This window comes from Craterilacuibacter sinensis (assembly GCF_009831765.1).
GTDB lineage: Bacteria > Pseudomonadota > Gammaproteobacteria > Burkholderiales > Chromobacteriaceae > Craterilacuibacter > Craterilacuibacter sinensis.
Genome location: NZ_WSSB01000004.1, coordinates 145607 through 160726 on the forward strand (window position 1 = coordinate 145607; position 15120 = coordinate 160726).

A 15120-nucleotide genomic window follows, 5' to 3' on the forward strand; every position below is an offset into this window, starting at 1 on the left:
AATTTGTCGCCCGCGCCCATCCTGCTCTTGTCATATGCGCCTTACCATGAGCGGCATGAAAACCTGTATCGATGATGGCGTGCCGGCTTTTGACGGCGCGCGCTTGCTGGATGGTCTGCGCACGCTGCGCGGTTTTGGCGCCCGTGGCGACGCGGTGTGCCGTCAGAGTCTGAGTGCCGACGATATGCGTTCGCGCCGCTATCTGGCGCGGCGCATGCTGGATGCGGGGCTGGATGCGCGCATCGATGGTGTCGGCAATGTTATCGGCCGTTCACGCCAGAGCGGCCCCGCGCTATTGCTGGGTTCGCACAGCGATACCCAGCCGGTCGGCGGCTGGCTGGATGGCACCCTCGGGGTGCTGGCCGCCATCGAGGTGGCGCGCGCCTTGCTGCGCTGTCCGGCTACTGCGCATCTGGCGGTCGATGTGGCCAGTTTCATCGACGAGGAGGGCTCGCATCTGGGCTTTCTTGGCAGCCGTGCCGCCGCCGGCCTGCTGGACCAGGCCACACTGGATGCCAGTGACAGCCTGCAGGGTGGCAGCCTGCTGCCGCGGCTGAAGGCGGCCGGGCTTTCGGGCTTGGTTGAGCCGCTGGATCTGGCGCGTTACGCCGGCTTTATCGAACTGCATATCGAGCAGGGACCGTATCTGGATGATGCGGGCCAGTCGCTGGGGGTAGTGACGGCCATTGTCGGCGCCCGCACGCTGGATATCGTGGCGTCGGGCGAGATGAACCATGCCGGTTCGACGCCGATGGCACGGCGTCGCGATGCCGGCCGCGCGATGATCCATCTGGCTGCCGCACTGGATCAATGTCTGGAGCAGATGGCCGGGCCGTATACGGTATGGAATTTTGGCCAGATGGCGTTCAGCCCCGGTGCAACGGCCATCGTGCCTGATGGCGCCATGTTGCGCCTGCAGTTTCGCGATCAGGATGAAGATCTGCTCGACGCGGTGGAAGCCGCCATGATGGCGCTGGTTCAGGCCCGCAACGGTCGCGATGGCGTCCGTCTGGAGGCGGTCCGCCGCGGCGAGCCTACGCGTGCCGTGTGCATGGATGGGGGCCTGCGGGAGGCCTGCATCCATGCGGCACATGCTGTCGCGCCCACTGCCTGGCGCGAGTTGCCCAGCGGTGCATTGCATGACGCAGGGATTCTGGGGCGGGTGATGCCTGCCGCCATGCTGTTCGTGCCCAGTATTGGCGGCATCAGCCATTCGGCGGCAGAAGATACCCGCACCGAGCATCTGCTGGCGGGCGGGGAAGCCTTGCTGCAGGCCGTGATCGCATGGGCCCGTATCAATAATCAGCTTGCCGATGGCAGCTAAACAGGAGAGTGTAATGTTGACAGTCTATGGCCGGCACAATTCGGCCAATGTGCAAAAGGTATTGTGGATGCTGGCCGAACTGGGGCTGGATTTCGAGCGTATCAATGCCGGAGGAAGTTTTGGCGGCGGGGACCGTCCCGACTATCTGCGTCTCAATCCGAACGGCAAGGTGCCGACCCTGGTCGATGGCGATTTGGCCCTGTTCGAATCCAATACCATCGTGCGCTATCTGGCGGCCCGCTATGGTGGTGAACGTTGGTGGCCGGCCGATCCTGCCGTGCGCGCCGCGCAGGAAAAATGGATGGACTGGCAACTCTCGACGCTGGCCGACGCGCTGGGTACGGTCTTTGTCGCCACCATCAAGACCGAGCCCGAGCGGCGCGACCAAGTCATGATCGCCAAGGCAGCTGCCCGCCTGCATGGCTGCTGGCAACTGCTGGCGCCGGCACTGGCCGGACGGGATTATCTGGCAGGCGCCGAACCGGGTGTTGCCGATATCGTGCTGGGAACGATGTTCGCCCGCTATCGTGCGCTGCCTATTACTCATTTGCCACTTCCTGCGCTTGACGCATGGTTCTCCCGCTTGTCGGCCCGGCCCGGCTGCCAGACTCATGTATTGCGTGCGATCGGCACGACGCCACAGGAGTGGCTCCGGCTTGAGCGCGCCTGAAATTTTCTGTTTTGTTCTCCACCCTCACCGCCCTTTGTGGGCGGTTTTTTTATGCCCGGTTCGATTGCATCCGGATGTTGGCGGGGTGGCGCGCAGGGACAACGGCTTGTCGCTGCGGGACAGTGGTGAAGGCGGAATAGGGGGTTAGACTGGCTTCACTTTCAGAGACGAAACCGAAATAGCTGAAAGTAAGACGAATTTAGAAGCTTTTAATTGAAATTAACTGAAATTGGAGACAATCATGCCTTATCCAGTTGGTCTGCTGAAGAACCGCTCCGTTGTCAAACATGGTGAATGGGCCGTCATCGCTCCCGAAGGCCGCGTCATCAACTGCATGCCAGGCTTTGCCGATTGCAAACTGACCATCCTCGCCACCCCTAAGATGGGCGCCAGCTTCATCCAGTTCATCGGCACGGTGGGCGCCGAGGGTAAAACCACGCTGAAGTACGGCAGCAAGGCGCATGAAGAGAGCTTCATCTACATCCTCGACGGCGAAGGCGAACTGAAGATCACAGTGGGCGGCGAGAGCAAGGTCTACGGCCAGGGCGGCTACGCTTATGCCACCGCCGGCACCGGTATCGAGTTCGAGAACGCCAACGGCAAGGAATGCCGCATCCTCCTGTACAAGCAGCGCTATGTACCGCATCCGGACGGCCGCGCACCGTTCAATGTGTTCGGCAACACCAACGATATCGACTGGGTCGACTACGACGGCATGAGCAACGTCCACCTCAAGGACCTGTTGCCGGTCAACGAAGCGTTCGACATGAACATGCACATCCTGTCGTTCGATCCCGATGGCTGCCACCCCTTCGTGGAAACCCACGTTCAGGAACACGGCGCCTACCTGTACGAAGGCGAAGGCCTGTACATGATGGGCGAGGACTGGATTCACGTTAAGGCGGAAGACTTCATGTGGTTCGGCCCGTTCACCAAGCAGGCCGTGTACGCCACCGGCCGCGGCCCGCTGACCTACATCTACTCCAAAGATTGCAACCGCGACGTCGAGATCTGAGCGGCAAAGTTTTCCCCGATTTGTAAATTTTATTGATCAAAGGAATTGCATCATGGCACTGACCAAAGAATTCAAGGCTAAAGACATCCGCGAAACCCTGGCCGCGACCGGCATGAAGGGCAAGAACATCACCTTCCTCGACGACTTCAGCCGCGAACAGATCCTCGCGCTGTACCAGTCGGCAGAGATGCTGGAACCGTTCATGCGCACCGGTACCAACCTGCTGCAAGGCAAGGCGCTGTACACCCTGTTTTTCCAGCCATCGACCCGCACCCGCTGCAGCCACGAAGACGCGATGATCCGCCTGGGCGGCAATGTGATTACCGAAGCTGACCCACTGCATAACAGCTCGGTGGCCAAGAACGAAAGCCTGTACGACAGCCTGCGCGTTACCAGTCAGTACGCCGACGCTATCGTGATGCGTCACCCTGACGACAAGGAAGCGTTGGGTGCAATTGAGCAACTGGGTAGCAATGGCAGCCCTATCATTTCCGGCGGTTACGGCCATGTAACCCACCCGACTCAGGGCCTGCTGGACAGCTACTCTTGCTACCGCGCTTTCGGTGATCTGGAAAACGCCACCGTCGTGATCAGCTCGCCTGACCTGTCGCGTGCCCGCTCCGGCCAATCCTTTGCACTGGCACTGGCTGCCATGGGTGCCCGCATCGTCTACACCGGCACCAGCGAACTGCGCACACCGGACATCATCCGCGAGAAGCTGACCCGCATGGGAGCACGTTGGGAAGAGCATTTCGACCTGAATGTGAAACAGCATGAAGAATTGTTCGCCGACGTTGGCACCGATCTGGTTTACCTGCCAGGCTGCTCGGTGAAGAAAGATGACCCGAACCGTGAAGACTTCATGAAAAAACTCTCCAACCACTACATCTCGCTTGAGATGCTGGAGAACATCAAGAAGAAGACCGGCAAGGTCGTGGGTGTGCACCACTCGCTGCCGCGTAACCCGGGCGAGTTCGACATGGCCATCGACGCCACCGAACACGAACTGTACTTCAAGGCTATCGGCTTCTCGGTCGCCATCCGCATGGCCTTGCTGGCCGCCGTGATCGGCGTGAACTAAGCGATGCGAGTCTGGAAAGGGGGAAGCGATTCCCCTTTTTTTCCGGGTATTGAATACTGTTATCCGGCAGCCGCCGGCGAGTGTTCCCGTCGGCGACTCCGAAACGAACTGATCGGAGCTGCAATCATGGCTATTCCCAATCCCTCCCCCAGCATTGCCGCTGCCACACAGGCACCGGTGACAGCCAAGAAGTCCGGCTTCAAGATGCCGGACATCTACATCGTCCTTGCCGTGTTCATCATGGTGATGGCGCTATTGACCTATATCGTCCCCGCCGGACAGTATGACCGCGAGAAGGTCGAAACCGCGCACGGCGTGAAGGAATTCGTCGTTGCCGGCACCTATAAGCAGATCGAGCAGCATCCGGTCGGCTTCATGGACATCGTGACCGCCATTCCCGACGGCCTGAACCGCGCCTCTGGCATCGTGTTCCTGACTTTCCTCGTTGGCGCTGGCATGGGCCTGATCAAGCGCGCCGGCCTGATCGACATCGGTGTGCAGAAACTTGCGCGTGCAGTCGGCAACAAGGAAGTGTTGATCATCCCTATCCTGATGGCGCTGTTCGGTGCGCTGGGTGCCTTTATCGGCGTGCCCGAGCTGTCGTTGGCCTATCTGCCCATCCTGCTGCCGCTGTTCTACCGTCTGGGTTATGACGGCATGACCGCAATGGCGGTATCGCTGCTCGGCCCCTGCATGGGCTTCATCTTCGGCCTGACCATTCCTGGTTCGGTTGGCGTCGGCCAGCAGATTGCCCAGTTGCCCATCTTCTCCGGCTCCGGTTTTCGCGCCATCATCCTGGTAATCGCTGTGCTGATGTCCATTGCCTACACCATGCGCTATGCGTCCAAGGTCAAGAAAGACCCGAGCAAGAGCCTGACGGCAGACACCGATGTGGAAATGCGTGCCAAGCTGGCTGAAGGCGAACAGAAGGGCGAGATCACCGCCACCAGCCGCCAGATCTGGGCCGGCTACGCCTGCTTCGTGATGTTCCCGGCTGCCATTGCCACCATCCTGATCAACAACCTGGGCTTTGGCGCCATCGGCGGCCTGTTCCTCTTTATCGGCCTGACCGCCGCCGCGATCGCCGGCAAGAAGCCGCAGCAGATCTGTGACGACCTGAACGCCTCGATGCGCGACATTATGGTTGCCGCGCTGCTGTGCGGTGTAGCCAGCGCTATTGCGGTGGTGATGGATCGCGGCATTATCACCGACACCCTGGTGTACTACCTCGAGGCCATGCTGCGCATCGTGCCGCCGGAAGCGTCCGCCATCGGCATCTTCTGGACCCAGTCGATCTTCAACTTCCTGGTGCCGGGCGCGACCGCGCTGACCGTGCTGACCCTGCCGGTACTGTCGCCACTGGCAACCTTGCTCGACATCCCGCAGCAGGTGGTGGTGACCGCCAATGCCTGGGGCGGCCAGCTGACCGACATCTTCTTCCCGACTTCCGGCTTCTTTGTCGCCACGCTGATGCTGGCCAAGGTTGAATTCAGCAAGTGGATCCGCTTCTACTTCCCGCTGATGATGGCTCTGGGTGTGATGTCCAGCATTGCACTGGTGGTACAGCAGTCGATGGGCCTGTAAATCGTCTGCATCAACAGGATGTACCCTGAACGGCGGGTCTGTCTCCCAAGGCAGGCCCGCTTTTTTTGCAGCACGCGGCCGGTCTGTTTAGGGCGTTGCATGCGGGGGCACCCAATAGAAACAGCAGCCCGGCCTGGCCGCTGGCGGGCTTTGCAGTCCCGAAAGAATGCATCATGAGTTCGAGTGCAAGTGCCCTTCCTGATGGATTTATGGTCAGTGAACGCCTGGCCAATGAAGACCTGCTGCCGGTCAAGGAACGCAACTGGGGCAGCTACAGTTTTTTCGCGCTGTGGATGAGTGATATCCACAGTCTGGGTGGCTATGTGTTCGCCGCCGGCCTGTTCTTTCTCGGTCTCTCCGGCTGGCAGATCCTGCTGTCCATGCTGGCGGGCATCCTGATCGTCAACCAGTTGCTCAACGGCGTCGGCGTGATGGGGCAGAAGACCGGCGTGCCCTATCCGGTGCTGGCACGGCTGAGCTTTGGCGTATTCGGTGCCAATATACCGGCGCTGATCCGCGCCGCAGTCGGCATCGTCTGGTATGGCGTGCAGACCTGGCTCGCTTCCCTGTCGCTGGTGATCCTGGTCGAGGCCATCTGGCCCGGCGCATCGCAGGCTGTATCCGGCCAGTGGCTGGGTCTGTCCGCACTGGGCTGGATCTGCTTCATGGCGATGTGGCTGCTGCAGTTGTTGCTGTTCTGGCGCGGCATGGAGTGGGTGCGCCGTTTTATCGATTTTTGCGGCCCAGCCGTCTATCTGGTGATGTTCGCGCTGGCAGCCTGGATGCTGAGTCAGGCCGGCTGGGATGCCTTCACCCTGCGTCTGTCCGACCGGGTGCTGACGACGGCCGAGACCGTGTACGAGATGCTGGGCGTGGTTGCGCTGGTGGTCGCCTATTTTGCTGCCTTGTTGCTGAATTTTGCCGACTTCTCGCGTTTCGGGGTGAGCGAACAGGCGGTGCGCCGCGGCAATTTCTGGGGTCTGCCGATCAACTTCATGCTGTTCGCGCTGGTGACGGTGATCGTCACCGCCAGCACGCTGGTGGTGTTCGGCGAGGCCATCCTCGACCCGATCGAGGTGGTGCACCGCATCGAGAACAAGCCGGTGCTGATCATCGGCAGTCTGACCTTCGTCATCGCCACCATAGGCATCAATATCGTCGCCAACTTCGTGTCGGCCGCCTATGACATCGCCAACGTCGCGCCCCGGCACATCACCTTTGCCCGCGGCGGCCTGATTACCGCCTTGCTGTCGATTGCCGTGCTGCCCTGGCAGCTCTACCACAACCCGGTGGTGATCAAGCTGTTCGTCGGCAGTCTGGGCGCCTGCCTCGGCCCCCTGTTCGGCATCATTATCGTGGACTATTACTGGACGCGCCGCCGTCAGGTGGTTGTCGCCGATCTTTACAGCGAAGCGCCCGACGGCTGCTACTGGTATCAGGGCGGCGTCAACCTGCGTGCGGTCTGGGCCTTTGTGCCGGCGGCCGTCATGGCCTGCCTGCTGGTGCTGTCACCGTGGTTCAAGCCTCTCGAGGCCTATGGCTGGCTGGTCGGCACCTTGCTGGCTGGCGGGATCTACGGCGTGATCATGCCGCGCCTGCCTGCCACCCGGGAGTAAATGGCAAGCGAGGCGTGAGCAAACCGGCATCCTGATGCATTTGTCTGTAACGTCCGGCATGACTGGCGTGACGGGACAAGCAAATGTCACGCCGGGACAGGCGGGGGGCGGGCGTGCCCGCTAAACTCTGCTTCCAGTTGAATGAGCAGGCAAACGGCCATAGCCGGTGCGCCTGCCCGTTTCTGCACTCAGACTGGAAGACAGGAGTGATCATGTTCAGTCGACAGACCTTCAAGGGCGGCAGTTTCAAGCTTCCGAATATTTATCTGATCCTGGTCGGGTTCATGGCCGTGGTGGCCGTACTGACGCACTGGGTCCCTGCCGGCAGTTACCAGCGTGCTGAAATGATGACCGCTGCAGGTCCGCGCATGGTGGCGGTAGCGGGCAGCTTCGAATTCCTTCCTTCTTCTCCCGTCACCCTCTGGCAGTTCATCACGGCCATTCCTGACGGCATGGTCGGCGCCGCCGACATCGTGTTCATGACCTTGCTGGTGGGTGGTTCGGTCGGGCTGATCCGCCGCACCGGCGTGGTCGACCTAGGGATCGCCGTGCTGACCCGGGCCGTGGGTGGCCGTTCGCAGTGGCTGATCCCCTTGCTGATGGCGATTTTCGCCGTCATCTGCGGCTTTATCGGCGTGCCGGAGCTGTCGATTGCCTTTTTGCCCATGCTGCTGCCGATGTTCTACCGCATGGGGTACGACGGCATGACGGCGGTGGCTGTGGCCTTGCTGCCGACCACGCTGGGCTTTGCCTTCGGCATCACCATCCCCGGCACCGTCGGTATCGGCCAGAGCATCGCCCATCTGCCGATGTTCTCCGGTGCCGGCTACCGTGCCGGCATGCTGGCGCTAGTCATGCTGGTCGCCATCGCCTACACCTGGCGTTACGCCGCCCGCATCAAGGCCAACCCGGCGGCAAGTCTGGTGTTCGACAGCGACAGCGAACTGCGCACCCGCATCCTGAGCGCGCAGCAACACCAGCAACAGGCGGTATTCAGCCCGCGGCTGAAACTGGCCGGCGTGCTGTGTGGCCTGATGCTGCTGGGCGTGATCGCCGCCATCCTCAACTGGCAGCTGAGCTTCAATGCGATCAGCGGCCTGTTCCTGTGTACTGCGGTGATCACTGCCTTGGTTGCCGGCAAGGACAGCAATGCTCTGTGCGAAGACCTGAACGAATCATTTCGCGAGATCCTGGTCGGCGCGCTGATCTGCGGCCTGGCACGTGCGATCTCGGTGCTGATGAGTCATGGCCAGGTGGCCGACACCATCGTCTACGGCATCGTCAATATGGTGTCCGACCTGCACGGCATCGTCGCCACCATCGCCGTATTCCTGTGTCAGGCACTGTTCAATTCGCTGATCCCGTCCGGCAGCGGCCAGACGGTGCTGACCATGCCGGTGCTGGTGCCCATGGCCGATCTCTTAGGCATCACCCGCCAGACCATGGTGCTGGCTACCCAAATGGGTGACGGTATGACCAATATCCTGTTCCCGACTTCGGGCTACTTCATCGCCACGCTGGCGATTGCCCGGGTCGATTATCTCAAGTGGTTGCGCTTCTTCCTGCCCCTGTTCGCCATGCTGCTGTTGCTGGCAATGGCCTCGCTGGCGCTGGCCTACAGCATCCGCCTCGGCCCGTTCTGACGCGCACTTTGCCCATCCATTCATTCAAGGAAAATGCCATGCTAGACACCATCATCCGCAATGCCCGTCTCGTGCTGCGCCACGAAGTCGTCAACGCCGAACTCGGCATCCGCGACGGCAAGATAGCTGTCATCGCCGACCGTATTGCCGAGCCGGCTGCGGCCGAAATCGACGCAGCGGGTCAGTACGTGCTGCCGGGCATGGTCGACGTGCACATGCATATCTCCGAGCCGGGCCGTACCGAGTGGGAAGGCTATGAGACCGGCAGCCAGGCGATGGCCGCCGGCGGCACCACCTGTTTTGTCGAGATGCCGCTGAACACCATCCCGGCCACCACCGATGTGGCCTCCATGGAGCTGAAGATCGGTGCCGCCACTGGCCAGTGCCATGTCGACTATGCGCTGATGGGCGGTCTGGTGCCGTGGAATTTTGATGACCTCAAGCCGATGTCGCAAGCCGGTGTTGCCGCCTACAAGTGCTTCGTCGCCACCTGCGGCTCGGGCAAGCCGGGTGACTTCAAAAACGTCAACGACTTCGAACTGTATGAAGGCATGAAGATCCTGGCCGAGACCGGCGACCTGCTGGTGATCCACTGCGAGAACGCCGCGTTGACCGACGGTCTGGGCAAGAAGGCGCGTGCCGAAGGCAAGAGCAAGGTGTCCGACTATGTCGCCAGCCGCCCGGTGTTCACCGAGGTGGAGGCGGTGCAGCGGGTACTGTTGATCGCCAAGGAGACCGGCTGCCGCGTGCATATTGCGCACAACAGCTGCCCGGAAGCGGTCGACGCCATTCAGCGTGCCATCGCCGACGGCGTCGACGCCTCGGTCGAATCCTGCCCGCACTACTTCCTGCTCGCCACCGAGGAGTTGGACGCGATCGGTGCACGCGCCAAGTGCTCGCCGCCTATCCGCGACTACGCCAACCAGGCACGGATGTGGGACTACCTGGCACAGGGCAAGATTGATATCTTAGGCTCCGACCATTCGCCGTGTACCTTCGACCTCAAGGACAAGGAAAACGCCTTCGACGCCTGGGGCGGCCTGTCGGCCTGCCAGAACAGCGTCGACGCGATGTTCGACGCCGGCGTCAAGCAGCGCGGCATCAGCCCGGTGCTGCTGGCTCGGGTGCTGGCCACCAACCCGGCCGAGCGTTTCGGCCTGAAGGACAAGGGCGAGATCGCCATCGGCAAAGATGCCGACCTGGTATTCATCGACCCGGCGCAAAGCTACACCGTCAAGGCCGAGGGACTCTATTACAAGAACAAGCACAGTGCCTATGAAGGGCGCGAGATCGGCTGTCGCGTGACCCGCACCCTGTTGCGCGGCCATGCCATCTTCGAATTGGGCCAGGGTTTTGCCGCCCGTGCCCAGGGGCAGCTGATCCGTGTCGGCAAACAGGCGCGCAGCTGATTCCTGTCTTTTTTCCCTGCTCCAGAATACCGGCCCCGCGCCGGTATTTTTGCGTTTTGGACTCACCTGCACCTTGGTGAATCACACCTGTCTTTTACGGCGGGGCAGGGAGAATGACTGCCTTTTATTTGTCTTTGCGTACCAAGGGGTGGAGTGCAAGGACAGATGAAAAACAAAGGTACAGCATGGCGAAAAGCCTTATTCCGCGAGCCTTTTGAGGTGGATCAAGGTATTTGCTTTTGGCATAAATCATGGCGCACAAAGACAATGAAGGTACGCGCCACACCCGGTAAGGTAGCTGTCACTTCTTGCTTGTCCAGGATTGGGCAAGCTTGATCGCTGTTTCCCGTATTCCCTTAAATCACGGAGATTCACGATGGCCACTGTTGCACCCGTACCCCTTCCTTCCAAGGCCGGCGCCCGTTCCGGCAAGAAGTTCGAGATACCCGATATTTATGTCATCCTCGGCGCCATGATCCTGCTGGTCGCCCTGCTCAGCTACATCATCCCGGCCGGCGAATACCAGCGCGAGATCATTAATGGCCGCGCGACAGTGGTCGCCGGATCCTTCAGCTTTATCGCGCAGAACCCGGTCGGTTTCATGCAGGTCATCGAGGCGGTGCCGACCGGTCTGGTCAAGGCCGGTGACGTGGTGATCCTGACCTTGCTGGTGGGGGGGGCTGTCGGCGTAATCCGCAATGCCGGCATTATCAATTATGGTATCGACAAGCTGCTGGGGGCACTGGGTAGCCGCACCAGCCTGATGATCCCGGTGCTGACCTCGGTCGGCGGTGTCATCTCGGCCTTTATCGGGACGCCGGAACTGGGCATCGCCTATCTGCCCATCGTGCTGCCACTGATGTTGCGGCTGGGTTACGACACCATGACGGCCACCGCGATCGCGTTATTGGGGCCTTCAATCGGTTTCGCGTTCGCGCTGACCGCACCGGCGACCGTCGGGACCTCGCACCTGCTGGGCCAGTTGCCGATGTTCTCCGGCGCCGGTTTTCGCCTGGTTTTCCTCGCGCTGGCGCTGTCGGTCACCATCGCCTTCATCATGCGCCATGCCGCCCGTGTCAAGGCTCGCCCCGAGCTGAGTCCGACGCCGGAACTGGATGCCAGCTTGCGCGAGAAGTTTAGCCTGGAAAGTGCTGGCCAGCCGGCTGAATACAGCGCCGGGCAGCGCCTGGCCGGGGTGGCCACGCTACTGATGTTTGTCACCATCATCGTTTCCATCCTGCAGTTCAAACTCGGCTTTATGGCGATTTCCGGCCTGTTCATGGGCATGGCCGTCGTCGCCTGCCTGGTAGCGGGCCAGCGCCTGAACGACATCTGCGCCAGCTACAACGATGCCATGCGCGGCGTGATGGTCGGTGCGCTGATCTGCGGCATCGCACGTGGCGTGTCGGTGGTGCTGGAGCAGGGCATGATCATGGACACCATCGTGTTCTGGCTGTCCGAGCTGCTGAACAAGCTGCCGTCTTCAGTGACCGCCTACGGCATCTTCGCCACCGAGTGGTTCTTCAATCTGATCGTGCCGTCCGGTTCGGGCAAGGCCGTAATCACGCTGCCCATCCTCTATCCGTTGGCCGACCTGGTGGGTGTATCGCGCCAGATCGTGGTGCTCGGCCTGCAATGGGGCGAAGGTCTTGCCAACGTGATCCAGCCGACCGAAGGCTATTTCATGGCCATCCTCGCCATGGCCGGGGTGCCGCTAAACCGCTGGATCCGTTTCTTCTTGCCGCTGATGGGTCTGCTGGTGGTGCTGGCACTGGCCGGTATCTTTGCCGCCCAGATGGTGGCGCTTGCCTGACCTTGCCGGGCCGGCCGCGTGCCGGCCCGTTTGACCGTGCTTTTGTCTGGAGAACCCCATGGCAACCCCACGATCCACCTCCACGGCCGCCTGGCCGATCCCCGACGTCTATATTATTCTGCTCGGCTTCATCCTGCTGATGGGACTGATGACCTGGCTGGTACCGGCCGGCAGCTATGAGCGTGAAATGCGCGAAACCATGCTGGGCATGCGTGCAGTGGTGCTGCCCGGCACTTATCAGGAAATCGCCGCCACCCCGGTCGGTTTCATGCAACTGGTGACGGCGCTACCCGACGGACTCTCCAGTGCTGGTGAAATCGTCTTCATGACGTTGCTGGTCGGCGGCGCAGTCGGGGTGATTGCCCGTGCCGGCATCCTCGATTTGGGCATCCATCACCTGCTTGCCATGCTGGGCGCGCGCGCCGAATTGACCATCCCGATCCTGATGGCGATGTTCGCGCTGCTGGCCGCCTTTATTGGCACGCCGGAGCTGGCCATTGCCTATCTGCCGATTATCTTGCCGCTGTTTGCGCGCCTGGGCTATGACCGTGCGACGGCGACGGCCACCGCGCTCTTGGCGACCTCACTCGGTTTTACCTTTGGCATTACTGCGCCAACCACGGTCGGGGTCGGGCAGAGCATTGCCGGTCTGCCGATGTTCTCGGGCGCGGCAGTGCGCGCCCTGATCTGGGCCGGTGCGATCGCGATGTGCGCGCTGTATGTGGTACGCCATGCGCGCCGGACCCGGCAGCCGCTGGCGGCGTCGGCCGCGCATGAGACGCCGCTGTTCCCGGTGCGGCTGAAATGGGCGGCGCTGCTGACGGCGGTGTTTTTTGTCGCGCTTATTGCTGCCATCATTGTTTTCGGCCTCAAGTTCAATGCCATCGGCGGCCTGTTCGTGCTGATGGCGATTGCCGGTGCGCTGCTGGCTGGACGTGGCCCGAACACGATCTGCGATGATTTCAATGCGGCTTTTCGCGACATTTTGGTCGGCGCACTGATTTGCGGCTTTGCCCGCGCCATCGCGGTGGTGATGGAACAGGGACAGATCGCCGATACCATCGTCCACTATCTGGAAACCCTGACGCAGGGGATGTCTTCCTATGCGGCCCTGTTATCCATCTTTGGCTTCCAGGCCCTGTTCAATCTGCTGGTGTCTTCCGGCAGCGGCCAGACCATCCTGACCATGCCGGTGCTGGTGCCGCTGGGCGACCTGCTGGGCATTTCGCGCCAGACGCTGGTGCTGGCCACCCAGTTTGGCGACGGCCTGACCAATCTGGTGTTCCCGACCTCGGGCTTTTTCGTGGCGACGCTGGCCATCGGCAAGGTGGCCTACCATCACTGGCTGCGTTTTTACGCACCACTGTTCGTTGCTCTGGCCGTTTACGCCGCAGGTGTGCTGTGTCTGGCCCATGCCTTGAATTTCGGGCCATTCTGAGGTCGGGCGTATAAGGACAAGTGTCTGTCGCGGCCGGACAGGCTGTCCGGATAACATGCTGATAAAGTGAATTCGTACACAAGAGCTTGCCGCACTGCTTGCAAGTCATGCGTCAGCTCACCGGTTCCACCCGGCCGGTCAAGTGTGCAAGCCTCAGCCGCCTCACCAAACCGGTTGAACTCCTTCGGCACCGGCCTTGCGCCGGTGCCCGCCCGTTGTGCGGCCTGCGGCGCGCACGGCCAGGCATCTGTCGCCGCAGGATACATGTCCCTTTTCCCGGTTTTGCCAGGAGCGGGGCGCATTCTTTCCGAAAGCCTTGTCATGCTAGAGCCTGCCCAGATTGCCCAACTTGCCGCGCTGCGGCGCGACCTGCACACCCACCCCGAGCTTGCCTTCTCCGAATACCGTACCGCCGCGTTGCTGGCCGAGCGACTGGAGGCGCTGGATCTGCCGGTGCAGCGCGATATCGGCGGCACCGGCCTGGTGGCTACGGTCAGGGGGGCGCGTCCCGGGCCGGCCATCGGCCTGCGCGCCGACATGGATGCGTTGCCGATGCACGAGGGCAACACCTTTGCCCACGCGTCGCAGCGCCCAGGCTGCATGCACGGCTGCGGCCACGACGGCCATAGTGCCATGCTGCTGGGCGCGGCACAGGCGCTGGCGGCGGAGCGCGACTTTGCCGGTACCGTCTATCTGATTTTCCAGCCGGCCGAGGAGATGGAAGGCGGCGCGCTGGCGATGATAGGTGACGGCCTGTTTACTCGTTTTCCGATGCAGGCGGTGTACGGCTTGCACAACTGGCCGGGCTTGCCTGCCGGCCATATCGCCGTACACGCGGGGCCGATGATGGCCGGGATGGACCTGTTCGAAATCGTGATTACCGGCCGCGGCAGTCACGCGGCGATGCCGCACGAGGGCAATGATGCGCTGGTCGCCGCCGCCCAGCTGGTGACCGCGATCCAGACCATTGCCAGCCGCACGGTCAGTCCGCTGGAAAGCGCGGTGGTGAGCGTGACCCAGCTGCACGCCGGCGATGCCTACAACGTGATCCCGGAGCAGGTGGTGGTGCGCGGTACTTGCCGCTATTTCAATCCCAAGGTCCAGACGGCGATCCGCCAGCGCCTGGACGGCTTGTGCCGCGGGCTGGATCTGGCTTTTGATGTCGAAGCCAGGCTCGATTACCGGGTGCGCTACCCTGCCGTCAACAACACGGCGGCGCATGCGGCCATCGCCGCCGGCGCCGCTGCGCAGGCGCTGGGCGAGGACAAGGTGATCCGCGACTTTATGCCGTCGATGGCGAGCGAGGACTTTGCCGCCATGCTGGCTGAAGTGCCGGGCGCGCTGGTGTGGCTGGGCGCAGATGGCGACACGCCGGGTGCCCCGCTGCATAACCCGGGGTATGACTTCAACGATGCGCTGATCGGGCCTGGGGTGAGCTTCTGGGTGACATTGGCGCGCCGCGCACTGGAGGCGGCGGCATGAGTGCTGCAGGTCTGTGCGAGTTTGACCGGTGCCTGCGGCAATTGG

Annotated in this window: 11 protein-coding genes; all 11 read left to right on the plus strand. The window is 61.9% G+C overall.

Annotated features, from left to right (window positions below; all coding sequences use genetic code 11):
* The first annotated feature begins 55 nt into the window (after positions 1 to 55).
* The 11 genes from GQF02_RS05820 (at position 56) to GQF02_RS05870 (ending at position 15075) form a co-directional block, all read left to right on the plus strand.
* Positions 56 to 1324, plus strand: a complete 1269-nt coding sequence (locus tag GQF02_RS05820; RefSeq protein WP_160795570.1) for a hydantoinase/carbamoylase family amidase — start codon at positions 56 to 58, stop codon at positions 1322 to 1324.
* A 13-nt stretch (positions 1325 to 1337) separates the two neighbouring features.
* Positions 1338 to 1994, plus strand: coding sequence for a glutathione S-transferase family protein (locus GQF02_RS05825; RefSeq protein WP_124734943.1), 657 nt, complete (start codon positions 1338 to 1340; stop codon positions 1992 to 1994).
* 241 nt (positions 1995 to 2235) lie between these two features.
* Positions 2236 to 3009, plus strand: a complete 774-nt coding sequence (gene allE / locus GQF02_RS05830; RefSeq protein ID WP_220789356.1) for a (S)-ureidoglycine aminohydrolase — start codon at positions 2236 to 2238, stop codon at positions 3007 to 3009.
* A gap of 52 nt (positions 3010 to 3061) precedes the next feature.
* A complete protein-coding gene (locus GQF02_RS05835) occupies positions 3062 to 4090 on the plus strand; it encodes an aspartate/ornithine carbamoyltransferase family protein (RefSeq protein ID WP_160795572.1) in 1029 nt (342 codons plus the stop codon).
* A gap of 126 nt (positions 4091 to 4216) precedes the next feature.
* Entirely contained in the window at positions 4217 to 5674 is a 1458-nt protein-coding gene (locus GQF02_RS05840; protein ID WP_160795574.1) for a YfcC family protein, read from the plus strand.
* A gap of 173 nt (positions 5675 to 5847) precedes the next feature.
* The gene (locus tag GQF02_RS05845; protein WP_160795576.1) at positions 5848 to 7290 is read left to right on the plus strand and encodes an NCS1 family nucleobase:cation symporter-1; all 1443 of its coding nucleotides are present in this window, start codon (positions 5848 to 5850) and stop codon (positions 7288 to 7290) included.
* Positions 7291 to 7502: 212 nt separating this feature from the next.
* Entirely contained in the window at positions 7503 to 8933 is a 1431-nt protein-coding gene (locus GQF02_RS05850) for a YfcC family protein (protein WP_160795578.1), read from the plus strand.
* A 38-nt stretch (positions 8934 to 8971) separates the two neighbouring features.
* Positions 8972 to 10342, plus strand: a complete 1371-nt coding sequence (gene allB, locus GQF02_RS05855) for an allantoinase AllB (RefSeq protein WP_160795580.1) — start codon at positions 8972 to 8974, stop codon at positions 10340 to 10342.
* A 376-nt stretch (positions 10343 to 10718) separates the two neighbouring features.
* Positions 10719 to 12155, plus strand: a complete 1437-nt coding sequence (locus tag GQF02_RS05860; RefSeq protein WP_160795582.1) for a YfcC family protein — start codon at positions 10719 to 10721, stop codon at positions 12153 to 12155.
* Positions 12156 to 12213: 58 nt separating this feature from the next.
* Positions 12214 to 13593, plus strand: coding sequence for a YfcC family protein (locus GQF02_RS05865; RefSeq protein ID WP_160795584.1), 1380 nt, complete (start codon positions 12214 to 12216; stop codon positions 13591 to 13593).
* A 321-nt stretch (positions 13594 to 13914) separates the two neighbouring features.
* Positions 13915 to 15075 carry a M20 aminoacylase family protein gene (locus GQF02_RS05870; protein WP_160795586.1) on the plus strand — a complete coding sequence of 387 codons (1161 nt, stop codon included), beginning with the start codon at positions 13915 to 13917 and terminating at the stop codon, positions 15073 to 15075.
* Positions 15076 to 15120 lie beyond the last annotated feature (45 nt).

Bases quoted from the DNA above. Each gene is read 5' to 3' on its own strand.
- allE (WP_220789356.1), top strand. From the start codon at position 2,236: ATGCCTTATCCAGTTGGTCTGCTGAAGAACCGCTCCGTTGTCAAACAT.
- GQF02_RS05850 (WP_160795578.1), top strand. From the start codon at position 7,503: ATGTTCAGTCGACAGACCTTCAAGGGCGGCAGTTTCAAGCTTCCGAAT.
- GQF02_RS05825 (WP_124734943.1), top strand. From the start codon at position 1,338: ATGTTGACAGTCTATGGCCGGCACAATTCGGCCAATGTGCAAAAGGTA.
- GQF02_RS05865 (WP_160795584.1), top strand. From the start codon at position 12,214: ATGGCAACCCCACGATCCACCTCCACGGCCGCCTGGCCGATCCCCGAC.
- GQF02_RS05835 (WP_160795572.1), top strand. From the start codon at position 3,062: ATGGCACTGACCAAAGAATTCAAGGCTAAAGACATCCGCGAAACCCTG.
- GQF02_RS05870 (WP_160795586.1), top strand. From the start codon at position 13,915: ATGCTAGAGCCTGCCCAGATTGCCCAACTTGCCGCGCTGCGGCGCGAC.
- GQF02_RS05845 (WP_160795576.1), top strand. From the start codon at position 5,848: ATGAGTTCGAGTGCAAGTGCCCTTCCTGATGGATTTATGGTCAGTGAA.
- GQF02_RS05860 (WP_160795582.1), top strand. From the start codon at position 10,719: ATGGCCACTGTTGCACCCGTACCCCTTCCTTCCAAGGCCGGCGCCCGT.
- allB (WP_160795580.1), top strand. From the start codon at position 8,972: ATGCTAGACACCATCATCCGCAATGCCCGTCTCGTGCTGCGCCACGAA.
- GQF02_RS05840 (WP_160795574.1), top strand. From the start codon at position 4,217: ATGGCTATTCCCAATCCCTCCCCCAGCATTGCCGCTGCCACACAGGCA.
- GQF02_RS05820 (WP_160795570.1), top strand. From the start codon at position 56: ATGAAAACCTGTATCGATGATGGCGTGCCGGCTTTTGACGGCGCGCGC.